The organism is Sphingomonas asaccharolytica NBRC 15499 (genome assembly GCF_001598355.1).
Classification (GTDB): domain Bacteria; phylum Pseudomonadota; class Alphaproteobacteria; order Sphingomonadales; family Sphingomonadaceae; genus Sphingomonas; species Sphingomonas asaccharolytica.
Window position 1 is genome coordinate 1 of record NZ_BCYU01000037.1, and the last position, 26014, is coordinate 26014.

The 26014-nt window shown below is 65.3% G+C and carries 27 protein-coding genes; 13 read left to right on the plus strand and 14 right to left on the minus strand.

From position 1 onward, the window contains the following. Positions 1 to 111: 111 nt before the first annotated feature. Positions 112 to 924, minus strand: a complete 813-nt coding sequence (locus tag SAS01S_RS11535; RefSeq protein ID WP_066808031.1) for an ATP-binding cassette domain-containing protein — start codon at positions 922 to 924, stop codon at positions 112 to 114. Positions 925 to 1040: 116 nt separating this feature from the next. On the opposite strand from SAS01S_RS11535, the gene SAS01S_RS11540 reads away from it, so the two are divergent. From SAS01S_RS11540 to SAS01S_RS11550, 3 genes are all read left to right on the plus strand, one after another. Continuing rightward, complete coding sequence (locus SAS01S_RS11540; protein ID WP_066808033.1) at positions 1041 to 1835, plus strand: SDR family oxidoreductase; 795 nt, start codon at positions 1041 to 1043, stop codon at positions 1833 to 1835. Between the two features lie 75 nt (positions 1836 to 1910). Continuing rightward, positions 1911 to 2834 carry a bifunctional helix-turn-helix transcriptional regulator/GNAT family N-acetyltransferase gene (locus SAS01S_RS11545; protein WP_066808105.1) on the plus strand — a complete coding sequence of 308 codons (924 nt, stop codon included), beginning with the start codon at positions 1911 to 1913 and terminating at the stop codon, positions 2832 to 2834. Between the two features lie 147 nt (positions 2835 to 2981). Then, positions 2982 to 3719: a glycosyltransferase family 2 protein gene (locus SAS01S_RS11550; RefSeq protein ID WP_066808035.1), complete on the plus strand. Its 738-nt coding sequence runs from the start codon at positions 2982 to 2984 to the stop codon at positions 3717 to 3719. A 62-nt stretch (positions 3720 to 3781) separates the two neighbouring features. On the opposite strand, the gene SAS01S_RS11555 is transcribed toward SAS01S_RS11550, so the two are convergent. Continuing rightward, the gene (locus SAS01S_RS11555; RefSeq protein ID WP_066808037.1) at positions 3782 to 4072 is read right to left on the minus strand and encodes a 4a-hydroxytetrahydrobiopterin dehydratase; all 291 of its coding nucleotides are present in this window, start codon (positions 4070 to 4072) and stop codon (positions 3782 to 3784) included. Positions 4073 to 4112: 40 nt separating this feature from the next. Between SAS01S_RS11555 and SAS01S_RS11560 the strand changes: the two genes are divergently transcribed. The 3 genes from SAS01S_RS11560 to SAS01S_RS11570 are packed head-to-tail and all read left to right on the plus strand — an operon-like array spanning position 4113 to position 5769. Next, entirely contained in the window at positions 4113 to 4529 is a 417-nt protein-coding gene (locus SAS01S_RS11560) for a metallopeptidase family protein (RefSeq protein WP_066808039.1), read from the plus strand. Further along, positions 4526 to 5125 (plus strand): heme ABC exporter ATP-binding protein CcmA, encoded by a 600-nt coding sequence (ccmA, locus tag SAS01S_RS11565; RefSeq protein ID WP_066808041.1) that lies wholly within the window; start codon positions 4526 to 4528, stop codon positions 5123 to 5125. The genes SAS01S_RS11560 and ccmA overlap by 4 nt, the downstream gene beginning before the upstream one ends. Beyond that, positions 5122 to 5769 carry a heme exporter protein CcmB gene (locus tag SAS01S_RS11570; RefSeq protein WP_066808043.1) on the plus strand — a complete coding sequence of 216 codons (648 nt, stop codon included), beginning with the start codon at positions 5122 to 5124 and terminating at the stop codon, positions 5767 to 5769. Before ccmA ends, SAS01S_RS11570 begins: the two co-directional genes overlap by 4 nt. A 3-nt stretch (positions 5770 to 5772) precedes the next feature. Here SAS01S_RS11570 and SAS01S_RS11575 read toward each other — a convergent pair whose 3' ends face one another. Beyond that, a complete protein-coding gene (locus tag SAS01S_RS11575) occupies positions 5773 to 6912 on the minus strand; it encodes a lipase family protein (protein WP_066808045.1) in 1140 nt (379 codons plus the stop codon). Positions 6913 to 7081: 169 nt separating this feature from the next. On the opposite strand from SAS01S_RS11575, the gene SAS01S_RS11580 reads away from it, so the two are divergent. Together SAS01S_RS11580 and SAS01S_RS11585 are read left to right on the plus strand one after the other, a co-directional pair. Beyond that, positions 7082 to 8482, plus strand: a complete 1401-nt coding sequence (locus SAS01S_RS11580; RefSeq protein WP_066808047.1) for an amidase — start codon at positions 7082 to 7084, stop codon at positions 8480 to 8482. 395 nt (positions 8483 to 8877) lie between these two features. Further along, positions 8878 to 12249, plus strand: a complete 3372-nt coding sequence (locus SAS01S_RS11585; protein ID WP_066808049.1) for a hypothetical protein — start codon at positions 8878 to 8880, stop codon at positions 12247 to 12249. A gap of 56 nt (positions 12250 to 12305) precedes the next feature. Here SAS01S_RS11585 and SAS01S_RS11590 read toward each other — a convergent pair whose 3' ends face one another. The 11 genes from SAS01S_RS11590 to coxB form a co-directional block, all read right to left on the minus strand. Then, the gene (locus tag SAS01S_RS11590) at positions 12306 to 13175 is read right to left on the minus strand and encodes a class I SAM-dependent methyltransferase (protein ID WP_066808051.1); all 870 of its coding nucleotides are present in this window, start codon (positions 13173 to 13175) and stop codon (positions 12306 to 12308) included. A gap of 121 nt (positions 13176 to 13296) precedes the next feature. Beyond that, positions 13297 to 14694: a threonine synthase gene (gene thrC / locus SAS01S_RS11595; protein ID WP_066808107.1), complete on the minus strand. Its 1398-nt coding sequence runs from the start codon at positions 14692 to 14694 to the stop codon at positions 13297 to 13299. Between the two features lie 2 nt (positions 14695 to 14696). After that, positions 14697 to 15305 carry an SURF1 family cytochrome oxidase biogenesis protein gene (locus SAS01S_RS11600; protein ID WP_066808058.1) on the minus strand — a complete coding sequence of 203 codons (609 nt, stop codon included), beginning with the start codon at positions 15303 to 15305 and terminating at the stop codon, positions 14697 to 14699. Continuing rightward, positions 15302 to 15694 carry a DUF983 domain-containing protein gene (locus tag SAS01S_RS11605; RefSeq protein WP_439646838.1) on the minus strand — a complete coding sequence of 131 codons (393 nt, stop codon included), beginning with the start codon at positions 15692 to 15694 and terminating at the stop codon, positions 15302 to 15304. The genes SAS01S_RS11600 and SAS01S_RS11605 overlap by 4 nt, the downstream gene beginning before the upstream one ends. After that, on the minus strand, positions 15669 to 16175 hold the full coding sequence (locus tag SAS01S_RS11610; RefSeq protein ID WP_066808061.1) for a DUF3291 domain-containing protein: 507 nt from the start codon (positions 16173 to 16175) through the stop codon (positions 15669 to 15671). Before SAS01S_RS11610 ends, SAS01S_RS11605 begins: the two co-directional genes overlap by 26 nt. Then, entirely contained in the window at positions 16175 to 17089 is a 915-nt protein-coding gene (locus tag SAS01S_RS11615) for a cytochrome c oxidase subunit 3 (RefSeq protein WP_066808062.1), read from the minus strand. Before SAS01S_RS11615 ends, SAS01S_RS11610 begins: the two co-directional genes overlap by 1 nt. A 33-nt stretch (positions 17090 to 17122) precedes the next feature. Then, the gene (locus SAS01S_RS11620; protein WP_066808064.1) at positions 17123 to 17662 is read right to left on the minus strand and encodes a cytochrome c oxidase assembly protein; all 540 of its coding nucleotides are present in this window, start codon (positions 17660 to 17662) and stop codon (positions 17123 to 17125) included. Next, positions 17662 to 17796, minus strand: a complete 135-nt coding sequence (locus SAS01S_RS23275; RefSeq protein ID WP_281179323.1) for a cytochrome c oxidase system small membrane protein — start codon at positions 17794 to 17796, stop codon at positions 17662 to 17664. Before SAS01S_RS23275 ends, SAS01S_RS11620 begins: the two co-directional genes overlap by 1 nt. After that, positions 17793 to 18689 carry a heme o synthase gene (locus tag SAS01S_RS11625; RefSeq protein ID WP_066808066.1) on the minus strand — a complete coding sequence of 299 codons (897 nt, stop codon included), beginning with the start codon at positions 18687 to 18689 and terminating at the stop codon, positions 17793 to 17795. Before SAS01S_RS11625 ends, SAS01S_RS23275 begins: the two co-directional genes overlap by 4 nt. A gap of 106 nt (positions 18690 to 18795) precedes the next feature. Beyond that, positions 18796 to 20508 (minus strand): cytochrome c oxidase subunit I, encoded by a 1713-nt coding sequence (gene ctaD / locus SAS01S_RS11630; RefSeq protein WP_066808068.1) that lies wholly within the window; start codon positions 20506 to 20508, stop codon positions 18796 to 18798. Positions 20509 to 20512: 4 nt separating this feature from the next. After that, the gene (coxB, locus tag SAS01S_RS11635; RefSeq protein WP_084238882.1) at positions 20513 to 21649 is read right to left on the minus strand and encodes a cytochrome c oxidase subunit II; all 1137 of its coding nucleotides are present in this window, start codon (positions 21647 to 21649) and stop codon (positions 20513 to 20515) included. Between the two features lie 179 nt (positions 21650 to 21828). On the opposite strand from coxB, the gene SAS01S_RS11640 reads away from it, so the two are divergent. The 5 genes from SAS01S_RS11640 to maiA all read left to right on the plus strand — a co-directional run bounded on the left by SAS01S_RS11640 (position 21829) and on the right by maiA (position 25891). Then, a complete protein-coding gene (locus tag SAS01S_RS11640) occupies positions 21829 to 22569 on the plus strand; it encodes a pyridoxine 5'-phosphate synthase (RefSeq protein ID WP_066808070.1) in 741 nt (246 codons plus the stop codon). A 163-nt stretch (positions 22570 to 22732) separates the two neighbouring features. Next, the gene (gene acpS, locus SAS01S_RS11645; RefSeq protein WP_066808080.1) at positions 22733 to 23179 is read left to right on the plus strand and encodes a holo-ACP synthase; all 447 of its coding nucleotides are present in this window, start codon (positions 22733 to 22735) and stop codon (positions 23177 to 23179) included. Continuing rightward, positions 23176 to 24177: a signal peptidase I gene (lepB, locus tag SAS01S_RS11650; RefSeq protein ID WP_066808082.1), complete on the plus strand. Its 1002-nt coding sequence runs from the start codon at positions 23176 to 23178 to the stop codon at positions 24175 to 24177. The genes acpS and lepB overlap by 4 nt, the downstream gene beginning before the upstream one ends. After that, positions 24174 to 25265 (plus strand): AI-2E family transporter, encoded by a 1092-nt coding sequence (locus SAS01S_RS11655; protein WP_066808084.1) that lies wholly within the window; start codon positions 24174 to 24176, stop codon positions 25263 to 25265. The genes lepB and SAS01S_RS11655 overlap by 4 nt, the downstream gene beginning before the upstream one ends. Further along, positions 25262 to 25891: a maleylacetoacetate isomerase gene (maiA, locus tag SAS01S_RS11660; RefSeq protein ID WP_245656864.1), complete on the plus strand. Its 630-nt coding sequence runs from the start codon at positions 25262 to 25264 to the stop codon at positions 25889 to 25891. The genes SAS01S_RS11655 and maiA overlap by 4 nt, the downstream gene beginning before the upstream one ends. The last annotated feature ends 123 nt before the right edge of the window (positions 25892 to 26014 follow it).

Consider the following 26014-nt stretch of genomic DNA (forward strand, 5'->3'; position numbering starts at 1 on the left):
CCACGACCAACGAGCGGCAAGCAAGGCGGTGAAGATATCGCGGGCCCCCTCCACCATTCGCTGCGCGGATGGTCCCCCTCCCCGTTCCGGGGAGGAATTGGGTGCCCCCCTTCACGCCCCCGCCTCCAGCGCACCCAATCGCTTCATCTGCTCGCGCGGCACTGCGACCAGCGCCTGTGCCGCTGCGCCGCCTTCGCCCGTCAGCAGCGCCCGGGGCACCGCATCGGCAACGATCCGTCCTTTGTCCATCACCAGCACGCGATCGGCGAGCAGCAGCGCCTCGGCCATGTCGTGCGTCACCATGATCGTGGTCAGCCCCAACCGGTCGTGGAGCGCGCGGATCGCGCCGCCTAATTGGTCGCGCGTGACCGGGTCGAGCGCGCCGAACGGTTCGTCCATCAGCAGCAATCTGGGTTCGGTCGCCAGCGCGCGTGCTACCCCGACCCGCTGGCGCTGTCCGCCCGACAAGGCATCGGGCATGCGGGTCGCGAAGTCCGCCGGCAAATCGACCAGCCCGAGCAACTCGGCGACCCGAGCGCGTGGATTCTTCTCGCCTTCGAGTCTGAGCCCGATCGCGACATTCTCGGCGACGGTCAGATGCGGGAACAGCCCGATATTCTGGAAGACATAGCCGATCCGCCGCCGCAGCCGGAAGCGGTCTTCGGCGTCGATCGCTTGCCCGTCGATCGCGATGCTGCCCGCGCTCGGCTCGATCAGCCGGTTGATCGTCTTGAGCAGCGTCGACTTGCCCGACCCAGAACTACCGACCAAGGCAACGAAGGTGCCGCCGGCGACCTCGACCGTCACGCCGTCGACCGCGACGGTGCCGCCTGGGTAGCTCTTGGTCACGCCGTTGAGGGCGACGGATGGTCCGCTATCACTCACGCGGACGTTGTGCGGAACGATTGCAACAGGGTCAAACATTCGAATTCGTCGCCCCGGGCTTGTCCCGGGGTCCACTGTGCCGCAATCCTGCGCCAAGAGGCTCCGTGGATGCCGGGACAAGCCCGGTATGACGACGGCGCCGAAGAAGGCGGAGAATGACGACCAAGGCAATCTTCATCACCGGCGGCGGATCGGGTATCGGCCGCGCGGTCGCCGAGCGGTTCGCGCGCGAGGGCTGGCGCGTCGGGCTCGCCGACGTGAACGCCAAGGGGCTGACCGAGACCACCGCGTTGCTGCCCGCGGGGATGAGCGACTCCTACATCATGGACGTGCGCGACCGCGATTCGTGGAAGAGCGATCTCGACGATTTCACGTCGAAGACCGGCGGCCGGCTCGATGTGCTGTTCAACAATGCGGGGATCGGCACCGGCGGCCCGATCACCGAGATGAGCTTCGAGGATCTCGACCGCGTGGTCCAGATCAACCTGGTCGGCGTGCTCAACGGCGCCAAGATCGGCCATGCCTATCTCGCGAAGACCCCGGGGTCGTGCCTGCTCAACACCGCCTCGGCCTCGGCGATCTACGGCTCGGCCGGCCTGTCTGTCTATTCGGCGACTAAATTCGGCGTCCGCTCGCTGACCGAGGCGCTCGATGGCGAATGGTATGGCGACGGCATCAAGGTCCGCGACCTCATCCCCGCCTTTATCGACACGCCTCTGCTCCAGGGACCGATCGAGGGGAGCAACCGCAATATCCGCGAGACGGTGACCGGGGCCGGGCTCGAATTGAGCAGCGCAAGCGACGTTGCCGATGCCGCCTGGAACGCAGTCCATGGCGATGCCGTCCACACTTATGTCGGCAAGACCGCGTTCCGGATGAAATTCGCCGCGCGCTGGATGCCGGGTCAGCTCAGGAAGATGATGCGGCGCGGGATCGGCAGCCGGGAATAATCACCCGCAACGGGATTGTTGATTCAGTCATCATTGGATAATGTTGATCGAATCAATATTCTGGAGCGACTCGACGTGCAGGTTCGACATGAACAGGATGTGGCCGCGCTGCGCGCCTTCAACCGCGTTTATACCAGCCGGCTCGGGCTGCTCGACGCGCATCTCGACCAGAGTCCCTTCACCTTGAGCGAGGCGCGAATCCTCTACGAGCTAGCCAACCGCGACCATCCGACCGGCGCCGAAATCGCCCGCGCGCTGCGCCTCGATCCGGCGCAGATCAGCCGCACGCTCAAGCGGTTCGCCGATCGCGGCCTGGTCGTGACGCGCGACAACCCGGCACATGGCCGTCACCAATTGCTGTCGCTCACCGATCAGGGCCGGGCAGCCTTCGCCGCCGCCGAGAGCAACACGCGAACCGCGATCGGCGCGCTGCTGGACGGATTGCCGCCCACCCGGCGCGCGAGGTTGCTCTCCGCCGCCCAGGCCATCACCCGGATATTCGAACAGGAAGCGACACCCCGACCGGTGTTGCGTGGCCTCAAACCCGGCGATCTCGGCCTGGTCACCGCCCGCCAGGCGATCCTCTATACGGAGGAATATGGCTGGAACGGTGATTACGAAGCATTGGTTGCCCGCATCCTCGCCGACTTCCATCAGTCGTTCGATCCCGTCCGCGATGCGGCATGGATTGCGGAGATGGACGGGCGGATGGCGGGCTCGATCTTCCTTGTTCATGGCGACGAGCCGGATGTGGGCAAATTGCGCCTGCTCTATGTCGAGCCCGACGCTCGCGGCGCGGGGGTCGGCAAGATGCTGGTGGCGGCATGCGTCGACCGTGCGCGCGCGGTCGGATACAAACGGCTCGATCTGTGGACCAACAGCGTCCTGTCCGCTGCGCGCAGCATCTACGAACGCGCCGGTTTCGTGCTGGTGGACGAAACGCCGCACCATTCGTTTGGCCAGGACCTGATCGGCCAGACCTGGTCGCTGGCGCTTTGACGAGGCGCCGGCCGCGGCCTATGGCGCTCCTCGCAAGATAGATATGGCGCGGGACCGGGAGCGGGGGCTGACCTGATAAACATCCCCGAATTCGGTGCGTTCGCTCTTGCTCTGGCCAGGAAGCGGATATTGCGGCACTAGCGAATTATGCCCGGCGTGACCCAAGAGCGAAGGCCGACCATCAGCCTCATCATCCCCGCTTATAACGAGGAGGAATACCTGCCCGCGTGTCTCGACGCGGTGATGCGCAACGTCGCGGGCAAGGCGGCGGAAATCATCGTCGTCGACAACAACAGCACCGACGGCACCAGGCAGGTGATCGAGCGCTATCCCGGCGTCACCTATGTGTTCGAGCCTGAAAAAGGCATCACCCGGGCGCGCCAGCGCGGCTTCCTCGAGGCGACCGGCGATATCCTGGCCTATGTCGATGCCGATACCCACCCGCCGGCGGGCTGGATCGAGCAGATCTGGGAACAGTTCGGCAAGCGCAACGACCTGGCCTGCTTGTCCGGGCCGTACAGCTTTTACGACCTCAGCGGGCTGCGCAACAAGATCTCGAGCGGCTGGTTCGTCGCGGCCAGGCCGCTTTACGGTATCACCGGCTATATGATGGTCGGCGGCAATTTCGCGATTCCCCGCGACGTGCTCGAACGGATGGGCGGGTTCGACAGCTCGATCGAATTCTATGGCGAGGATGTCGACATCGCCAAGCGCGCCAAGCAGCAGGGCAAGGTGCTGTTCTCGCCGCGTTTCGTAATGCCCACTTCGGGACGGCGGATGAAGAAACAGGGCTTCGCCAAGATCGCCGGGATATATTTCCTCAATTATTTCTCGATCGTCTTCCGCGGCAAGCCCGCCACCAAGGGCTATGAGGATATCCGCTAGGCGGATCATAACGCGGTGCCGGACACCCTGATAAATCACCCGACGGCGGCGGACTCCGACCGCTAATCCGCCAATAAGTCGATCGCCTCCGCCATCGCGATGTCGCGGTGCGACAGTCCACCGGCATCGTGCGTGGTCAGGGTGATGTCGACACGGTTCCACACATTGAACCATTCGGGATGGTGATCATGCTTTTCCGCCAACAAGGCGACGCGTGTCATGAACGCGAACGCCTCGCTGAAATCGGCGAAAGTGATGCTGCGGCTGATCGCGTCGCGACCCTCGTCATAATCCCATTCGTCGAGTTCATCGAGCGCCTCGCCGCGTTCCTCGTCGCTCAGTTGTTCGACCATCGCTTTCTCCCTTGCTTGCCGCCGCGATGGATAACGGCCTATGCCGCTCATCATGAGCGGGCAAGAGGGCGCACGTGTCGCGCCAAGCGCACAGGAGATCGAGGCGATCGCGCGCCGCACGCTTGCGGCGTTGCCCGAGGAATTTCGCCGCCATCTCGGCGAGATCGTGCTGATCGTCGAGGATTTCGCCGATGACGAGACGCTGAAAGCGCTCGATATCGAGAGCCCGTTCGACCTGACGGGCGTCTATCACGGCCGCCCGATCGGCGAGAAATCGTCGATGGAATCGGGTGCCGTGCTCGACCGCATCCATCTGTACCGCCGCGCGATCCTCGACGAGTGGATCGAGGACGGCGAAGATCTGGCGACGTTGGTTCGCCATATCGTGATCCACGAAGTCGGGCATCATTTCGGGCTGAGCGACGACGACATGCACCGGCTCGAGGACGAGGCGTGACCCTGATTGCGTTCGACGCCGTCACCTGCGTTCGCGGCGGACGCGCGCTGTTCGAGGGCCTGTCCTTCGCGTTGGAACAGGGTGGCGCGGCGCTCGTCACCGGCCCCAACGGCATCGGCAAGTCGAGCCTGATTCGTCTCGCCGCCGGGCTGCTTGCCCCCGCCGCCGGCTGCATCATCGATGACGTCCCCCGTGCGCTGCTGACCGACCAGGCCTCGCTCGATGAGGAATTGCCGCTGGCCCGCGCGCTCGCTTTCTGGGCGCGGCTCGACGGTGTCGCCGGCGATGTCGCAGCCGCGCTCGACGCACTAGCGTTGAGCGATCTCGCCGACATCCCCGTCCGCTTGCTGTCGACTGGCCAACGCCGCCGCGCAGCGATTGCGCGCGTGATCGCCAGCGGAGCACCGCTCTGGCTGCTCGACGAGCCGGCCAATGGGTTGGACAAGATGGCGTTGGGCCTGCTCGAAACCACAATCGCCACGCATCGTGCGTCGGGCGGCGCAGTCCTGGTGGCGAGCCACACGCCAATCACGCTGCCTGACGTTATCGCAATCGATCTTTCACAGCACCTACCCCTGTTGGAACGGGCGATATGAGTTCGGCCCTTCTCCATCTTATCGTCCGCGATCTGCGCCGCGCCTGGATCGGTGGCGGCGCGTTGCTGCCGGTCGCCTTCTTCCTGCTCGTCGCGATCCTGTTTCCCTTTGCGATCGGCCCTGACGCCAAGTTGCTCGCGCGTGTCGGCGGCGGCGTATTGTGGGCAGCGGCTTTGCTCGCCGCGCTGATCCCGATCGAGCGCCTCGTCGCGCCGGACCTGGCAAGCGGGGTGATCGATCAGTTACTGGCGCGCGGTCAGTCCGCCTCGACGATCGCGTGCGCCAAGCTGGTCGCGCATTGGCTCGCCTTTGCCCCACCGATCCTGGTCGCGGCGCTTCCGGCGGCGGCATTGCTCGACCTCTCTACCAACACGCTGGTCCGGGTCGAGATCGGCCTGTTGATCGGCACCCCCGGCCTCGCCGCGCTCGCGCTGGCGACCGGCGCTTTGGTCGCGGGGCTGCGCGGTGCCGGCGCGATCGCCGGGCTGCTGCTGCTGCCGCTGGCGGTGCCGTTGCTGATCTTCGGCGCCGGCAGCCTCGACGGCGGCGTCGGCGCGCTCAAGTTGCTGGCGGCAGTCAGCCTGGTGCTGGTGGCGGGAGCGCCGTTCGTCGCCGGCGCGGCAATCCGAGCCGGGCTGGACTGAGGCTCAGAACGACCCGCAATTACTCGAGGGGCGCCCTCCCGCAAAGCGTGCATCGATCCAGCCAAGCGTCGCTTGCGCCTCGGTGCGCGCGACGGTGCCGTGTTCGCCGCCCTGGACCAAGACGAAGCGCACCGTCTTACCGGCGGCGCAGGCGGCGCGCGCGAAATCGCGCACCACGGCGGGCGCGACGATGGTGTCGCCGGTGCCCGTGGCGATCAGTGCGGGCACCTTGATGGCGGCGGCCGACGGGCTGTTCTCACGCATCAATCGTCCCCAGGGCTGTTTCATGCCCAGATCGAGATTGCGGATCGCGCGCTGGGCGATGACGATACCGATGATCGTGCCGAGCTTGGGCTTGGCGTCGAAGTTGACGCAATTATTGTCGGCCAGCCGGGTCATCACGTTCTGGACCGAGCGCGGTCCCAGGGTCGACATCGGCGCGCCATAATAACGCGACCAGCTCGTCGCGGTATAAGCGGTGAGCAAGGCGCGTACGCGGGCGTCGCTGCCTTCCTTGAAATTGCGATGAAGGTCGGTCGGCGGCACGATCGCGGCGATCCCGACAAGCTGCAAATCGGGGGCGTAGCTCGACCAAAGCTGCCCGGTCCACAAGGCGGCATGGCCGCCCTGCGATTCGCCCCACACGGCGAAGCGCGACCCTGCGTCGGCTTCCGGAATTCCGCGCGCGGCACGGACCGCGTCGAGCGTCGACTTGCCCTCGCTGGTGCCGACCAGCACGGGATGGACCATGTCGGACCCAAGCCCCGGATAATCGGGCGCGACCACCGTATAGCCGCGGCGGACGACGTCATCGAGCGCCGGGATCAGCGTGAAGTTGGTATTGCCCAGCGAAGGCGCGCAGCGCTTTGCGATACCGATCAAGCCGTGCGTCCAGGCGATCACGCGCTGCGGACCGGCAGTGGAGCGGCCCCTGGGGGCGATGACCATGCCGGTCACCCGGATCGGCTGGTTGCGATCGCCGCTGGTCCAATATTCGATCCGCCAGGCCCGCACATTGGCGGGAGCGTCGTCGACCGGTTGCGCAGCGATCAGCGTTCCCGCGCGCTGCGCGACAGCGGCGCGGGGAAAGACGGCCAATGTTGCCGCCAACAGGATGGTCAAGGTGCTCAGCAACCGATGCATTGGACCGCTCCCAGCAATGTCCGCGGAGAATAGCATGTTCGCCAAGCGGTGGAAAACCGAACCCGCCCGACGCGCCGGATGACGACCTCGAAAGCGGGTAGCGGCGTCATTGCCCGCGCTACCGATCCGCGCCACACATGGCGAATAACGATAAAGGAGCGGAGCCGGCATGAGCGCGACAGACATGGCCGATTGGGACGCGACCGAGACGGCTGCGGCGATCAGATCCGGCGCGGTATCGGCGATCGAGGTGGTTGACGCCGCGATCGCGCGTGCCGAGGCGCTCGACCCGACACTCAATTTCCTGGTGACCGACGATTTCGAGCGCGCCCGGCAGCGGGCACGCGCCCCGCTCGGCGACGGCGCGTTTGCCGGCGTGCCGTTCCTCATCAAGGACCTGGACGATTTCGTCGGGCTGCCGACGCGGCTGGGAACCCGCGCGACAGCCGGGGTGGCGACGGCGACGCGGCAAGCGCCGCTGATCGAGGGCATGCTGGCGACCGGGCTCAATCCGATCGGCAAGAGCGCGACGCCCGAACATGGCTTTTTGCCGACCACCGAGCCGCTGGCCTTCGGGCCAACGCGGAACCCATGGGATCCGACAAGGTCGGCTGGCGGATCGTCCGGCGGGGCCGCGTCGGCAACCGCCGCCCATGTCGTGCCATTCGCCCATGCCAGCGATGGCGGCGGCTCGATCCGCATTCCGGCGTCATGCTGCGGCTTGTTCGGGCTCAAGACCTCACGCGACCGCACCCTGGCGACCGACCCGGGGCATTTCCCGATGCCGCTCAGCGTTCAATTGTGCGTGTCGCGCAGCGTTCGCGACAGCGCCACCTTGCTCGCGGCGGTCGAAGCGAAGGATTCCGGTCTGCCGCCAGTCGGGCAGATTGGCGGGCCATCGACGCGGCGGCGGCGCATCGGCCTGGTCCTCGACAGCATATCCGGCCAGTCGCCCGACCCCGAGGTCGCAACCGCGATCGAGGGCATGGCGGCGCTGCTCGGCGATCTCGGCCACCATGTCGAGCCGACCGCCTGGCCGGCACCGATCGTCGGCATGTCGGACGCTTTTCTGCTGACCTGGTCGCAAGGCGCCGCCAATCTGCTCGCCGAGGACGGCCGGCGACTGGGCCACCCTTCGGGAATCGAGGATGTCGAACCCTTCAGTCTCCCCATGGCGGCGATCATTGCCGGCGCGCCGGAAGGGGCGATCGACCAGGCCGTCGCCTATCTCACCTCGCTTCGCGGCGTCTATGATGCCTGGCTGACGCAGTTCGACATGATCCTGTCGCCGGTGCTCTCGCTGCCACCCCCCGAGATCGGGTGGCTAGCCCCCGACTTGCCGGTCGAGACGATGGCGGGGCGGCTAACACGCTATGTCGGTTATACAACACCGTACAATGTGGTCGGCGCACCGGCGATGAGCGTACCCGGCGCGTGGTCGGCAGCGGGCCTGCCGATCGGCGCGCAGTTCGGCGCCCCGGTCGGCGGCGAAGCGGCCCTGCTGGAACTGGCCTTCGAGTTGGAGGAAGCACGGCCCTGGGTAGGACGGCGGCCGCCAATCCGCGCCTGATCAAGGAGACGAGCGCGGCCGGCGGACCATAACGGACCTGCGCCGGCAAGCGGTCACCGCCACTGCCGTGGCTCGTTCCGATGTCTCCGACAACGACCCCGCCGGTCAGGTCGATTGGGGCACCCGCAGCTAGCTCGGCCGCGTTTGCCAGCGATAATAGTGGAATTATTGCCTTCCGCTCGAATGAAGAAATAATCTTCAAATGTCGCAATCATCCAATCAACTATTCAGTAAACTTAAAATTAAGTCCAATATGGATGAATTGGCGGTACTTACTTGACTTCGGGCGATGTAAATTGAAATATCCGAATATTATATAAAAACAATACGAGTCGCCGAGTCGCAATCGGCGCCGGTTTGGGCGCAAAATTGGATTCCCTCGAGGAGTTTGCGCCATGTCTCTCAAGGTTCTGGTCGTTCTTGACGACAATTTCCGATTCGATTCCAGCGCCGCCACGGCCAGCGATCCGGATTTTACCTATTCCACTCTGATCTCCGCGCTGACCGGCGCCGGGTTCGACGTGACTAAGGCGAACCGCAGCGCCGACACCTCGGCGACACCCGGATTCAGCGGATTCCATTTCGAGAGTCCGCCTGCCGGCCATCAGCTTAGCGATTTCGACGCGATCTGGCTGATCGGGCTGGAAGGGCGCAACGTCGATTTCGGGACCAGTTCGCCGAACGGGCTCGGCGTGGACGCGCACAATGCCATCGCCGCCTATATGGAAGACGGCGGCGGGATCTTCGCGGTCGGCGATCATGACAGCGTCGGATCGAACATGTCGGGCCATCTGCCGCGGGTTCGGGTGATGCGCGCCTGGTACGGTGCGGGCGACAATGCGTCACCTTTCTCCCCGGTGCCGGCCGAATTGCTCAACTTTTCGCGCAGCGATGGTGGACGCGCCGACACAGTACAGAAAAAACCTGGCGACCCGTCGGTCCACTATCCGCCCTTTCCCGACGGGCATAACGATTACACCTGGTTCGAGAACCAGTCCGACAGCCTGCCCCAGACCATCACCCCGATTCCGGCGGGACCGGCCCATGCGATCCTGCGCCATAACGGCCATGATGTGACGGTCTTTCCTGACCATATGCACGAAGGCAACACGCTGGGAGAAGTGAGCGCCGCGGCGTTCAACTATGCGACCACGCCGTCGCCCTTCGGCGACACGACGAAGGACGAATTCCGCCTCGTCGCCGGGGTGCGTGAGAAACCCAAGGTCATCGCAACCGGCCAGGCACAGACCCATGCCTCGCGCGAAGTCACCACCGGCGGATTGCTCGCGCCGGAAGGTGTCGCGAAGACGGTCAGCACGCTAAGCGTCTATGACGGGCGCAACGCCGGCGTCGGGCGGATCGTCACCGGATCGACCTTCCACCATTATGTCGACATCAACCTGACCGGGGCCACCAACGTCAGCACGGCGGACGCGCAGGCGAAGGTCGGTGCCGATGCCGTCAAGAATCACGGCTATAACGACGCGCCCGCCGTGCTCGACGACATCAAGGCGGTCTATGTCAACATCACCAACTGGATCGCACGGCCGCGCCGGGCGATCACCCTGATCCTCGAGCGCAGCACGTTCAGCCAGGACGAAGTGACGGCCACGCCGCAATTCCCCGACGCGGTGCTGGTGACGGTCGACGGACTCAAGCCGAGCCAGTTTCCCGGCGGCGGCATCACCGCGCTGGGCAATCCGCCAGGCCTGGCCGGCTGGGCGCCCGCGATCACGCCGAGCGGCTCGCCGATCGCATTCGTGCCGACCAAGGTGAACAGCGACGACCCGATGCTGCCCGACCGGGTCCAGCGTTTCACCTTCACTTACCGGGTGGACTTTACCGGCGACGCCTTCGGCTTTGGCGGCAATGCCAGCACGGTGCCGGTTGCCGCCCAATTGACGGGAGGGGCGCTCGCCGCACCGCTGACCGATGCGGCATGGATCGAGCTGGTCAAATCGGCCAATCCGTTCATGCTCGATCTCGCCGATAACAACGATACCGCCTGGCTTAGTTCCGACGTCAAGGTGTTCCATGTCGTCGAGAACACCAGCTTCCACGGCGTGACGCTGCCCAGCAATCCGAACCGCGACCAACTGCGGACCTTCATCCACACGCTGGCGGGGTCGATCTCCCAGACCACGTTCAGCAACCTTCCGTCGACCGAGGAGGGGTCCGTCCTGAGCTCGCTGCCCACCACCACGGGCGGCTCGCCGAAAAAGGTCTTCAATTTCGCGTTGGCGCGAGTACGGCTGAGCGGCGCCGGGGCGGATGCCAATGCGGTGCGCGTATTCTTCCGCATCTTCACCACCCAGACGACGGCGGCGCTGACCTATCATCTCGATGGCATGGGCATGCCGGTCGAAGGCTATCTGAAGACTCCCGGGGCCAGTCCGATCGCGTTGCCGGGGACGCAGAATGGTGGATCCGACTGGCTGTCCTTCCCGTTCTTCGCCGCCCCGCGCACCAGCCCGCCCGAGGGCCAGCTCGACGCCGACAACCTCCAGCCGATCGCCGCCGCGACCGGATTCCGGATGTACGGCGCGGTGGTCGACAACAATTTGCTCGATCCCTATCTGCCGCAAACCCCGGGATCGGGCGGTCCCAACGTCGCGCTGCCGACGCTGATGATGGGCGAGCATCAGTGCATCGTCGCGCAGATCGAATATGACGGCGCGCCGATCCCGAACGACGCGACTCCCTGGACTTCCGACAAATTGTCGCAGCGCAACCTGGCGCTGAGCCAGGTCGCCAATCCCGGGCTCGACGGCTCGCGCGTCGCGCTGCACACGTTCGAGATCGAGGCGCGGCCCTATCCGGTCAGCGATGCCTTGCCGCCCGACGAATTGCTGCTCGACTGGTCGGCCGAGGTTCCCGCCGGCACCGTGCTGCGCCTGCACATCCCGAGTTGGCAGGCGCAAGAGGTGGTCGACCTCGCCGACCGTTTCTATGCCCGCCACGACATCGTCGCAATCGACGCGCAGACGATCGAGTTGCCCGCCGGCGGCATGCGCTATGTCCCGTTGCCGATGAGCATCGCGCGCCAGACCGGGGTGATCGCGGCGGAGTTTCCGCTCGGCATCCGCAAGGGCCAGCGCTTCGACGTCTCGGTGCGCCACATCACCAACCGGTCGCGCAATGCCCAGGTGCCGCCGCCGCGTTTCCGGGAAATGCCGCTGGCCGACGCGCACAAATTGCTCGTCGGGACCGCGCACGAGAAGCATGCGACGCGCAAGGGCGCCTTCGCGCTCGAGGACAATAAGGTGCTGGTCACCGACCTCGCATTGATCTGCGGGTCGGGCGACTTCGCCGTGCTGATCGAATATCCCGAGCCGGCGGTGGTCGCCGCGGCGAGGGCCGATTCCGGGCGCTGGCGCGAAACCATCGGTGCGTTCCAGCTCGGGGTGCCGGTGTCGACCCGCGACGACATGCTGCTCTACCATCGGCGGCTGCTGTCGGTGATGCGGTGGCGCGCCGGGCATCTGCCGCGCAACAGCCGCTGGCGGCCGACCCTGCTGCACTACCTGGATTTGCTCACCGCAAAGGTACAGGGGCTGGGCGGCAACCCCTGGACCGTACCAGCCACACCGGACGGCGATATCCCGGACCTGCCGGACGGCGGCAACGGGACGTCCGGCGGCGACAATGAGATCGCCGACGCGATTGCGACCCTGCTCAAACAGGTCTTCAATCCCTTGGGCTGCGGCCTGGTGCTGATTGCGTTGATATTGCTGGTGGTGTGGCTGGTGTTCGTCCATTTCCATTGAGCGGGATCGGTGGTTTCCAGCTGCCGTCATAGGAAGGCGGTCCGAAAACCGCCGCCTTACCGGCTCCAGCGCGCCCAGATCGCGGTCGGCAGCGACAGCCCGCGCGCTTCCTCGCGCACCGCCAGTTCGCCTGCCTCGACCTTGCCAGGCAGATCGGCAAAGGCCTGGCTGACGAGTTCGCCGATCGCCAGCGCCGACATGCGCACGGCATAGACGGTGAGGAACAGGAAGCGCGAGCGGTCGTCGAGCAATTGCCGGCAGTCCTGGATCAGCCCGGGCAGCCCTTCCTCGAGCCGCCACACCTCGCCTTCGGGCCCGCGACCGAATTTGGGCGGGTCGAGCAGGATGCCGTCGTAGCGCCGGCCACGCCGCACCTCGCGCGCCGCGAACTTAGTCGCGTCGTCGACCATCCAGCGGACCGGTCTGTCATCGAGCCCTGCCAGCCGTGCGTTCGCCCGCGCGCCTTCGACCGATTTTTTCGAGGCGTCGACATGGACCATCTTCACGCCCTTTGACGCCAGCGCCAGGGTGCCGACGCCGGTATAGCCGAACAGGTTGAGTGCCTCGGCCTCGTCAAGCCCGGCCAGCCGCTCGCGCATCCAGCTCCAGACAGGTGCCATGTCGGGGAAGAACCCGAGGTGACGGAACGGCGTGGTCTGCGCCGTGAAGGCGACATCGTCCCATTTCATCGGCCAACCGTCGCGCGGCACCTGGCCGCTATATTGCCAGCGCCCGCCGCCTTCCTCGTCGGATCCAGGGATGAACTCGGCATCGGCTTTCCAGTCGGGGTTAGCCGGTGCCCACATCGCCTGGGGTTCGGGGCGGATGAAGCGGAAGCGGCCGTAGCGTTCGAGCTTGCGGCCATGGCCGGAGTCGATAAGGCCGTAATCGGCCCAGGGCTCGCCGATGATCGTGTCGAGGTTCACGGCGTGGCCTCCGGCGACAGACCCTCACCCTTCCGGCGCTGCGCGCCTCCCTCCCTCTCCCGCAGGCGGGAGAGGGAAGGGGCCCATCGCGCCAGCGATGGGAAGGGTGAGGGTCTGTTGGTCACTGCGCCGTCTTCGCGATAAAGCTGGTCACCGCCTCAAAGGTCGCCGGCAGCGTCTCGTAGCGCTCCTCGCGATCGAACAGATCGCCAACCCGCGCCGGCAATACCGGGCGAACCCCGGTCGCACGCTCGACCGCGTCGCCGAACTTGGCCGGGTGCGCGGTCGCCAAGGTTACGATCGGCGCGTCGATATCCGCCTGGCGCGCCGCGCCGAGCCCGATCGCAGTGTGCGGGTCGATCACTTGCCCCGCGCGCTCGCACGCCCAGCGCATCGCCAGCGACATGTCGTCGAGATCGATCCGCGCACTAGACAACAGCCCCGCCGCGCCCGCGCGTTGCTGGTTGGTCAACCGCATCGCCTTCGACGCGTCGAATCCCGTCATTTGCGCCGCCAGTGCCGCGCCGTCGCGCCCGCCGACATCGAACAGCAGCCGCTCGAAATTCGAACTGACCTGGATATCCATCGACGGCGTCGGTGTCGCCACGACGCCGGTCGCTGAATAATCACCGCTCGACAGCGCGCGATGGAGGATGTCGTTGACGTTGGTCGCGACGATCAACTTCGCGACCGGCAGCCCCATCTTGGCCGCGACATAGCCGGCGAACACATCGCCGAAATTGCCCGTCGGCACCGAGAAAGCGATCGCCCGCTCGGGCGCGCCGAGCCGGACGGCGGCATAGAAATAATAGACCACTTGCGCCATCAGCCGTGCCCAGTTGATCGAATTGACCGCCGACAGGGTCAGATGCCCGAGCGGCCCGGTCCCCGCGGCATTGGCGTTGAACATCGCCTTCACCATCGCCTGGGCGTCGTCGAAACTACCCTCGATCGCGATATTGTGGACGTTGGGCGCGAACACTGTGGTCATCTGGCGGCGCTGAACGTCGGACACCCGTCCCTTGGGGTGGAGCATGAAGATTTCGACCCCGGTCCGCCCGGCGACCGCGTCGATCGCCGCCGATCCGGTATCGCCGCTGGTCGCGCCGACGATGGTCAGCTTCTGGTCGGTGCCGGTCAGAAAGCGCTCGAACAGCAGGCCGAGCAATTGCAGCGCGACATCCTTGAACGCCAGGGTCGGGCCGTGGAACAGTTCGAGCAACCAGTGACGGTGATCGAGCTGGACGAGAGGCGTCACCGCATCGTGCGAAAAGCGGCCATAAGCCTGGGTGCACAGATCGCGCAGCTCGTCCTCGCTCAGCGCGTCGCCGACGAACGGCGCCATCACCCGCACCGCGGTTTCGACGTACGACAGCCCGGCCAGCCCCGCGATCTCGTCGCGGCTCAGCGCCGGCCACGCCTCGGGAAGGTACAATCCGCCGTCATTGGCCAGCCCGGCCAGCGTGACCTCACGAAAACCAAGCGCGGGCGCGGCCCCGCGCGTACTCACATAATGCATGCTCACCCCTTACGCGCGCGGCGGCGCAGCGCCAGCAGATAGATGATCACCGCGATCCCGGCGAACAGGAACCATTGCACCGCATAGGCCAAATGGTTGTTGGGGATCGACTCGATGCTGGGCATCTCGTTCGCCGCCAGTCCCGGCGCCGGCGTATTGGCCACCAACAGCAATTCCTTGGGCGCGGCTTTCCCGAACAATGTCGCGATCAGCGGGGTGCTCGACGGCGCGTGGCTGATCATTCCGTCGACCTTTCCGCCGGTCCATTTGGCCTTGAACTCGGGATTGTGCGTCGTGCCGAGCTGGACGGAGAAGCCCGGCCCTTCCGCCCCCGTAGCGCAGCGGGCGATGACACGGAACCCGGCCTTGCCCGCGCCGTCGAGCGCGAAGCTGACCGGCTTCAGGCAGAAGGCGCCGGCCTTGCGGAACAGCAAATCGTCACCGATCGCCGGGATCGGGAAGGCAATTGCCGGCTTGGACGGATTTGCGGCGAGTATCGCGAGCTCAGCAAGCTTCTGCTGGCGGCGCTGCAATTGCCAGATACCGAGCACGACCATTGCCGCGGCAGCGAGCACGACCAGGATCGTCGCGACGATCGGAAAGCGCTTCATCGGGCATCCCCGCTGCGGAATCCGCGCGCCTTGTTGCGATATTCGAGCGCGAGCAATCCCGCTTTCGACACTCGCAATGCCCCCACCACCGCGATCGCGGTGACCGGAATCCAGATCAGCATATGGACCCAGAAGGGTGGCGACAGTGACAATTCGAGCGTGATGGCAGCCGCGACGATCACAGCACCCAGGATCAGGATCAGGAACGCAGCCGGCCCATCGCCGACATTGAACGCCGAGATGTCGAGTCCACAAGCGGAACAGCGATCGGCGAATCGCACCGAGCCGGCAAATAAGGTGCGCGCGCCGCAGCGCGGACAGAGCCCTTTCAGCGCGACGTCGAGCGAGCGCGGGGCTGCGGGGTCAGGCGGTTCCGACACACCAGGGATCGGGCTGATGATCGACCGGCGCGCCGTCGAGACCCGGCGCGGGAAAGCGCGCCTTGAACGTGAAGGCGTGCGAGGTCGGGCCGTAACGATCCAACATCCATAGCCGCGAAAAAGCATCCGACACCGTCGGAATCTCGCCCGCGGGGATCCACCACATCGCCTGGAACGCGCCCTCGAACCGTTCGAAATAGTCGCGGCGGCGCGCCATTACCGGCGTGTGAGCGCTGCGATAGACGAACGCGAACAGCGCGTCGGCGTCGGTCCATACCGACATATTGACCGCCAGCAACGGATCGGGCGTCGGCCTGAGGTCGGTGGCGTTGTTGCCTTCCCCCTTCAGCCGCCAGACGAACCCCGGCGAGTCCTCGGCAAGCGCGTTGACGCGATCGAGCGCATCGAAAAAGGGCTGAACCCGCGGATCGCCTTCGGGCGCGACGAGCCGCCCGATATTGACCTGTGCGAGATGCCAGCCCGCAACCATCAGCCGGCGTGGACGGGTGCGCCCCAGCCGCCCCAGACGTAGATGGTGATGAACAGGAACAGCCACACCACGTCGACGAAATGCCAGTACCAGGCCGCCGCCTCGAAGCCGAAATGCTGCTTCGGCGTGAAGTCGCCCTTATACGCGCGGATCAGGTTGATGGTCAGGAAGATCGTGCCGATCAGCACGTGGAAGCCGTGAAAGCCGGTCGCCATGAAGAACGACGCGCCATAGTTCAGGCCCTTGAACGGGAACGGCGCTTCCGAATATTCGTACGCCTGGATCGAGCTGAACAGCAGGCCGAGCACGATCGTCAGCCACAGGCCTTTCTTGACGCCGTCATTCTCGCCGACGCCGATCAGACCCCACAGGCCCTTCATCGCGCCGCCGCGCTGATTGTGGATCAGCGCATGGTGCGCCCAGGTCACCGTGGTGCCCGACAGCAGCAGGATGATCGTGTTGAGCAGCGGGAACTGGAAGGCGTTGATGACCTCGATGCCCTTGGGCGGCCAGACCGAGGCAGCGGCGATATTCTCGGTCGCCAGACTCGCGGTCTTGCTCGCGGCGTCCCACACCACTGGAGCGGGAAACAGCGAAAAATCGAAGAACGCCCAGAACCAGCCGACGAAGAACATCACCTCGGAGGCGATGAACAGCACCATGCCGTAGCGCAGGTGGAGCTGCACGACCGGGGTATGATCACCCTGATGCGCTTCCTTGATGACGTTGGACCACCACGAGAACATCGTGAACAGCACGCAGATCAGGCCGAAGCCGAACAGCAGCGAGCCGTAATGTACGCCCTTCATCCACATGATGCCGCCCGAGGCCAGCGCCAGCGCGGACATCGCGCCGATCAGCGGCCAGGGATCGGGTTGCAGGATATGGTAATCGTGGTTCTTGGCGCCGGCCATGTCGGTCCCCGTTAGACGTGTTCTGGTAAGCCTCTAGCTTGGCGTTTTCGCGGAATCTACCGGGTAAAACGTATAGCTGAGCGTGATGGTCTGGATATCGCGCGCATCCGGGTCCTTGAGGATCGCTGGATCGACGAAGAAGATTACCGGCATGCGCTGCGTCTCGCCGGGCTTGAGCGTCTGCTGGGTGAAGCAGAAGCACTGGATTTTCTTGAAATAGCTTCCCGCCTGGGCCGGGGTGACGTTGAACGTCGCGGTACCGGTCAGCGTCTGGTTGGACGTGTTGGTCGCGTCAAAGAACGCCATGTCGCGCGCCCCGATATCGATCGTTTCCGACTCGTTCTCCGGCTTGAAATTCCATTTGAAGCCCGGCGCGACGTTGGTGTCGAACGCGACCGTAACCTTGCCGTCGACCGCGCCGGGCGCGCGCAACGCCCGCCCGGTCGTGCCGTTGAGGCCGGTCGCCTGGCAAAACATGCGATAGAGCGGCACACTGGCCCAGGCGAGGCCGCTCATGAAACAGATGCCGAGCACTGCGAGCAACGCGGTCCGTGTCGTGCGCTGCATCGCCATTATCCGTGCGCCCAGCCTAGCCCGATCTTGGCGACAGCAAGCGCGAAGATCAGGATCACCAGCACGCCCAGCACCAGCGCCAACGCGCGCGCATTGCGGCGCTGCGCCGCGAGCCGCTGTTGGTCGGGAGTCATGCCAGCCACCGATCGACGACAACCGCGCCAAACAGGATGAAGAGATAGGCGATCGAATACGCAAACAACCGCTTTTCGGGGCGCATGCTATCCTCGACACCGGTCGTGCGGACCGTGATCTGCACCGCGAGCAGCACGAACCATGCCGTCGCCGCCAACGCCACCCAGCCGTAGATCGCGCCGGTCAGCCCGAGCGGCCAGGGCGCCACCGCGGCAACCGCCATCGGGATGGTGTAGAGTCCGATGTGCGTCCGCGTGGCGCGCTCGCCCGCGACCACCGGCAGCATCGGGATGCCGGCATTGGCGTAATCGGTCTTAACGAACAGCGCGAGCGCCCAGAAATGCGGCGGGGTCCACAAGAACACCAGCGCAAACAGCAGCAGCGGCAACGGCGCGAGGCTGCCCGTCGCCGCCGCCCAGCCGATCAGCGGCGGGAAGGCTCCGGCGGCACCGCCGATGACGATATTCTGCGGCGTCCGGGGCTTGAGCCAGATCGTATAGATGAAAACGTAGAACAGGATCGACGCCGCCAGGATGCCTGCTGCGAGCAAATTGGTCGCGAGCCCCATCAACAACACCGAGAAGACGCCCAGCCCGACGCCGAAGTGCAGCGCCGATTCGCGGCGCATTCGCCCGGCCGGGAGCGGCCGCCCGCGCGTGCGCTTCATCTTGGCGTCGATATCGGCCTCATACCATTGGTTGAGCGCGCCCGCCGCGCCCGCGCCGAGCGCGATGCATAGGATCGCGGTGAAGCCGATCACCGGGTGGATCGCGACCGGCGCCGCCAGCATTCCGCACAGGCCGGTGAAGACGACGAGCGTCATCACCCGGGGCTTGGTCAGCGCCAGGAAATCGCGCCAGTCGGCAGGAAGGGCGATGGTCTCGGTGGTCATGGGTTGAGGGGGCCTATAAGCGGCTCGCCGCGCCATGCAAAGCCGTTGCGCCGAAACGAAAACGCCCCGGAACATCCGGGGCGCTTCGTTGCCGGATCAGTACCGATCAATGATGATGGGAATCACCCCCGTCTATGACGGGCAGCGTCTCGAACTGGTGGAAGGGCGGCGGGCTTGACAAGGTCCATTCGAGCGTCGTGGCGCCTTCGCCCCAGGGATTGTCGGGCGCCTTCTTCCCCGCGATCAGCGACCAGATCAGGTTGATGAAGAAGATCGCCATACCCACGGCCATGATCATGTAGCCGATCGTCGCGAACTTGTTGAAATATTCGAACGCGTTGGGATAATCCGGATAGCGCCGCGGCATGCCCTGCAGACCGAGGAAGTGCATCGGGAAGAACAGCACGTTCACGCCGATGAAGAACACCCAGAAGTGCAGGTGGCCGAGCAACTCGTTATACATCCGGCCCGACATTTTCGGGAACCAGTAATAGAAGCCCGCGAACAGCGAGAACACCGCGCCGAGGCTGAGCACGTAGTGGAAGTGCGCCACCACATAATAGGTGTCCTGCATGTAATCGTCGACACCGCCATTGGCGAGCACGACGCCGGTCACGCCGCCGACGGTGAACATGAAGATGAAGCCCATCGCCCAGACCATCGGGGTCTTGAAGCTGAGCGAGCCGCCCCACATCGTCGCGATCCACGAGAAGATCTTGATCCCGGTCGGCACCGCGATCACCATCGTCGCGGCGGTGAAGTACATCTTGGTGTTCACGCTGAGGCCGGTGGTGAACATGTGGTGCGCCCACACGATGAACCCGACCACGCCGATCGCGACCATCGCATAGGCCATGCCGAGATAGCCGAACACCGGCTTCTTGGAGAAGGTCGCGATGATCTGGCTGATCATGCCGAAGCCCGGCAGGATCATGATATACACTTCGGGGTGGCCGAAGAACCAGAACAGATGCTGGTAGAGGATCGGGTCACCGCCGCCTTCGGCCTGGAAGAAGGTCGTGCCGAAATTGCGGTCGGTCAGCAGCATGGTGATCGCCGCGGCGAGCACCGGCAGCGCCAGCAGCAGCAGGAACGCGGTGACCAGCACCGACCACACGAACAGCGGCATCTTGTGCAGGGTCATGCCCGGCGCGCGCATGTTGAAGATGGTGGTGATGAAGTTGATTGCGCCCAGGATCGAGCTCGCGCCCGCCAGGTGCAACGACAGGATCGCCATGTCGACCGATGGTCCGGCCTCCTGCGTCGAGAGCGGGGCATAGACCGTCCAGCCCGTTCCCGCGCCGCCGTCTGCGCCGCCGAAGAAGGGCGAGGCGAGCAGCAAAGTGAAGCTCGGGATCAGCAGCCAGAACGAGATGTTGTTCATGCGCGGGAACGCCATGTCCGGCGCACCGATCATCAGCGGCACGAACCAGTTGCCGAACCCGCCGATCATCGCCGGCATGACCATGAAGAACACCATAATCAGGCCGTGTGCCGTCACCAGCACGTTCCACAAGTGGCGCGCCTGGTCCATGTTGACGTCGCCGCCGCCGCGGATGTGGTTGAGCGTATTGGCCCAGTAACCGAGATACTGGATGCCCGGGTGCATCAATTCGGCGCGCATCAGGCCCGAAATCGCGCCGCCGATGATCCCCGCGGTGATCGCGAAGATCAGGTACAGCGTCCCGATATCCTTGTGGTTGGTCGACATGAACCAGCGGGCGAAAAAGCCCGGCTTGTGGTCCGCGTCATGATGCTCATGCTCGTGGCCGCCATGATGCGCCTCGAAGGCGTTGGGCGTGAGGGCGATATCGCTCATTATTTTACTGTCCAGTCGAGTTGCCGGCAGCGGCATTGTCGGGGGCGGTCATATTGTCCGCGGGCGCGGCAGCGTTGGCATCCGCCGGAGCCGACGCATTGGCAGCAGCCGGCGCGGCGGCGGGGTCGGCCGCACCGGCGACCTTGCCACCCTTGGCGACGACCCATTTGTTGTAGAGATCGAGCGGAACCGCTTCGACCGCGATCGGCATGTAAGCATGCTTGGGACCGCACAATTCCGAGCATTGGCCGAAATAGACGCCTGGCTTCTCGATCGTGAAGCTGGTCTCGTTGAGGCGGCCGGGGACCGCATCCAGCTTGATCCAGAATGCCGGCATCGCCCAGCTATGGATGACGTCGGCCGAGGTGGTGATCAGGCGGATCGGCACGCCGACCGGCAGCACGACGCGATTGTCAACCGCCAGCAGGCGGGGACCGTCATCGTCGGTGCGAGCGCGCTCGCCGCGGCCGACCTCGTCCTTTTCCTTGAGCAGATTGGCAGTGATTTCGAACCCGCCATTGTCCGGATAGCTATAGGTCCAATACCATTGGTTGCCGGTGACCTTGAGCGTGATGGCGTTCTTCGGCGGCGGTGCGAACTGGGCCTGAAGCAGACCGATCGACGGGATCGCCAACAGCACCAAGATGACGACCGGGAGCAAGGTCCACACGACCTCGATCATCGTGTTGTGCGCGGTCTTCGATGGCACCGGGTTGGCGCGGCGGTTGTAGCGCACGATCACCCAGAGCAGCAGCGCCAGAACGAACGCCGAGATGATCGTGATCGTCCAGAGCAGCGGCCCGTTGTGAAACCAGGCGGCACGCTCGCCATTCTTGGTCACCTGCGGCTGGAGGCCGATCTCACCATCGACCGGCTGGCCGATCCCCGCGACGGGCTTCATCGGCGGCGCGCCGTCCATCGACAGCAGCGGATCGTTCGCGGCCGGTGTCGCAGCGGCCGGAGTCGCCTTGGCACCGCTTGCAGCTGCCGTGGTCGCTGCCGGTGCGGCCGTCGTCGGCGCTGCCGGAGTCGCGGCGGTGGCAGGCGGCGGCGCCGTGGGCGCCTGTGGCGCGGCCTGGCCGGCGCCGGCGAGCATCAGCCCCGCCGCCAGCATCGCTGTTTTCACAACCGTAAAGCGCATATTGTCGCGTCACCCTGTTCAAGCATTTGAGCCGCGGCAGCGGCCCCATAAGTCGCGGATTTGGCCCGTCTGGCCCGGGCCTATACGCCGCTCGCGTCGCAATCTTCAAGCGCGGGAGTCGATTTTCGCAGCGACATGGCGTTGCGCGCCTCGAACCGGGCCCGTATCTGGGGCGTCAGATGAGCGGCTCTCCTTCCGAACGCCTGCGCCTGGGCGTCAATATCGACCATGTCGCGACCGTCCGCAACGCGCGCGGCTCGGGCTATCCCGACCCCGTGCGCGCTGCCCTGCTCGCGGCGCAAGCGGGCGCCGACGGCATCACTGCGCATCTGCGCGAGGACCGCCGCCACATCACCGACCAGGATATCGCCCGACTGTCAGCCGAGCTGCCGATCCCGCTCAACCTCGAAATGGCGGCGACCGACGAGATGTTCGAGATAGCGCTTCGCCATCGCCCGCACGCCGCGTGCATCGTCCCCGAAAAGCGCGAGGAACGCACCACCGAAGGCGGCCTCGACGCGGCCGGCCAGCACAATCATCTGGCGCCGATGGTCCGCGCGCTCGGCGCGGCCAATATCCGCGTCTCCTTGTTCATCGAGCCCGACCCCCGCCAGATCGAGGCGGCGCTGAGCCTCGGCGCGCCGGTGGTCGAGATCCATACCGGCCGCTATTGCGAGCTGGAGGGCGAGGAGCGCGCCATCGAACTCCGGCGAATCGCTGATGCCGCCGCGCTCGCCGCCAAGAACGGGATCGAAGCGCATGCCGGGCACGGCCTGACCTTCGACAATGTCGTGCCGATCGCCGCGATCGCGCAGATTCGCGAACTCAATATCGGCCACTTCCTGATCGGCGAGGCGATCTTCGACGGGTTGGCGCCGGTGGTGCGCAGGATGCGCGCGTTGATGGATGAGGCGCGTTGAAGGGGAGCAGCCAAATCCTCCTCGGCACGGGGAGGGGGACCGCGCGCGTAGCGCGTGGTGGAGGGGGCTTTCCCTCGCTGGCAACCTTTACCGGCTCGCAAGGGATGGGCCCCCTCCACCAGCCTGCGGCTGGTGCCCCTCCTCGTTCCGGGGAGGAATTTTCATGATTATCGGCTTGGGCTCCGACCTTTGTAACATCGAGCGGATCCAGAATTCGCTCGACCGATTCGGCGAGCGATTCGAGAATCGTGTGTTCACCGAGGTCGAGCGCGCCAAGGCGAATCGCCGTCCGTTCACCAAGGCGGGCACCCTCGCCAAGCGCTTCGCCGCCAAGGAAGCTTTCTCCAAGGCGGTCGGCACCGGGTTCAAGGCGGGTGTGTTCATGCGCGACATTGGTGTGGTCAATGCGCGATCGGGAGCGCCGACCCTGGCGCTGACCGGCGGTGCGAAAGCGCGGCTCGACGCGATCACGCCGGCTGGCCACGTGTCTTATATACATGTAACACTAACCGACGACCATCCCTGGGCACAGGCCTTCGTGGTGATCGAGGCGCGCCCGGCCCCGGATGATGCTATCGGGTCGGGACATGGTACCGGGAATGACGAATGAGTGACGAGTTGGCGTTGAACGACGGAAAATTCGACCCCGCGGCACCGGCGGAAACCGCCAAGCCCGCACCTGCGGACAAATGGCGCGCGCGTGCGCATGCCGTGTGGAAGGAGATTGCCGGCATCTTCTGGCTGATCCTCGCCGTGCTCGGCTTTCACAGCTTCATCGCCAAGCCATTCTACATCCCGTCCGAATCGATGCTGCCGGGGCTGGAGGTCGGCGATCAGCTGGTCGTCGCCAAATATGCTTATGGCTGGTCGTTCATCTCGCCCACCTTGCCCAACCCGGTCGCGATGTGGCACGATCTCGTCCAGCACAAGCCACAGGAAAGCTGGGGCGTGCAATTGCCCTTCATCCATGGTCGGCTGTTCGGCCGCCTGCCCGAGCGCGGCGATGTCGTCATCGTCACCCCGCCGGGACGCAATACCGATTACATCAAGCGCGTGATCGGCCTGCCGGGCGATCGCATCGAGGTGCGCAATGGCGTCGTCTTCATCAACAACGTACCGGTGAAGCGCGGCCCGCTCCATTATGTCGACCTGCCCGATTATGGCGGCGTTGCGCTGACCGGGCAGGAATACGGCACGACGTGCGACATCCCCGGCGGCCTGCAGGGGCCGGAGACCAGGCATTTCTGCCGATTGCCGCTGGTCCGCGAGACCTTGCCCAACGGACGCAGCTTCGAGACGGTCGATCTCAGCAGCGCTACGCCGGGCAGCGATCCGAATTATTACGAGGGCGACAATTACAGGCCGATCACGGTGCCCGCCGACCATGTCTTCCTGATGGGCGACAATCGCGAACGCTCGGCCGACAGCCGCATCGCACTCGATCAGGGCGGGCTGGGCGGCCCGGTGCCGTGGGAATATATCGGCGGGCGCGCCGAGTTCATCACCTTTTCCAAGAACGGCAAGGCGACTTGGAACCCGCTGACCTGGTGGGGTGGCCTGCGGGGCGGCCGCGCGGGGACCTCGCTCCACCCGGCACGGGATAAATGATGGCCGACGACGCCCCCATGCTGGTCGCCGAGCCCAGCCCCAACGAGATGCGCGATCCCGAGATGCGCCGCGAGTTGAAGCGCGCGACCGTGTGGCTGGGGCTCGCCGCGACGATGGCGCTGCTGGTGATCCTGATCCAGCCGATCCTGATCATCCTGGCGGGTCTGGTATTCGCCTCTATGCTCGACGGCGGCGTGCGGTTGCTGGGGCGTGCGCTGCCGATCGCGCGCAGCTGGCGATTGCTGATCGTCGTCATCCTGACGATCGCGTTCATCGGAATCGTCTTTTACAAGACGGGCGCCGGCGTGGTCATCCAGTTCCAACAGCTCCAGGCCACGCTCGAAATCCAGGCCGACCGGCTGTCGCAATGGGCGGCCGCGCAGGGCATCCTGCCCGGTGCCGAGGACCTCAAGGGCCTTGCGCAACAGGCGTTGGGGTCGGTCGGCAAGCTGACCAGTTGGATCGGCACCGCGCTCGGTGCGGTCACCACCTTGTTCATGATCATGGTAATCGGGCTGTTCGTCGCAATGGAGCCCCGCATCTATGACCGCGGGCTACAATGGATGGTGCCGAGTGATTATCGCGCCGAATTCTCGCTCACGCTCGGGCGGATGGCGTCCCAGCTCCGGCGTCTGCTGGCCGGTCGCCTGGCGGGCATGGCGTTCGAAGGCGTGCTGATGTGGATCGCGCTCAGCATCGCCGGGATTCCGATGGCGCTGGTACTCGGCATTATCACCGGCATGCTGGCCTTCATTCCTAATGTCGGCGCCTTTGTCAGCGGCGTCCTGATGGTCTCGGTGGGGTTCAGTGCGGGCGTCGACAAGGGTTTGTGGGCGATCGTCATCTATTTCGTCGTCCAGAGTTTTGACGGCTGGGTGGTGATTCCGTTGGTCGCGCGGCGAACGGTCGATCTGCCCCCGGCGCTGACCCTGTCGATGCAAATTCTTGCCTCGACCCTGTTCGGCGTGCTCGGCCTGGCACTCGCCGACCCGCTGACCGCGATGATCAAGGTCGCGCTCGAGCGTAATTCGGAACGCACCGCCGAGGAGGACGCCGAAGCCGCCGCCGCCGGCATGGACCAGCTGTGACGATCAGGCTGCACGATTATTGGCGCTCGTCGGCGAGCTATCGCGTCCGCATCGCGCTGGCGATGAAGCAAGTCGACTATGAACGCCATGACGTCAATCTGCTCAAGCGCGCACAGGTTTCACCGGAAAATCTCGCGGTCAATCCACAGGGACTGGTGCCGACGCTGGAGATTGACGGCCATATTCTGGGCCAGAGCCTGGCGATCATCGACTATCTCGACGTGCGCTTCCCCAATCCGCGGCTGGTCCCGACCGAGCCGTTGGCCCGCGCCCTGGCGCTGCAACGCGCGCTGGTGATCGCCGCCGACATCCACCCGGTCGACAATCTGCGCGTCCTGCGCCGGCTGAACGAGATGGGCGTCGACCAGGCGGCCCGTGACGATTGGTACCGCCATTGGATCGTCGAGGGCTTCAGCGCGCTGGAGACGATGGCTGGTGAGGACGCCTTCCTGGGCGGCGCGGCGCCCGATCTGTCCGACATCTGCCTGGTACCCCAAATGTACAATGCGCGGCGGCTGGACACGCCGCTCGACGCTTTCCCACGGCTGGTGGAAATCGATGCCCGGCTGACCGCGATCGACGCGGTCGCCACGGCGCACCCCGACCGGTTCAAGCCCGCCGATTGAGCACGTCAACTCCCCCGGGCGGGGCGTCCCACGTCATGATCTCGAGCCGATCTGATCGCGCGATCGATCACCTTTCAGGTGCCATCGCGGCACTGAAGGCCTTCCCCCCTAAACCGGATATGC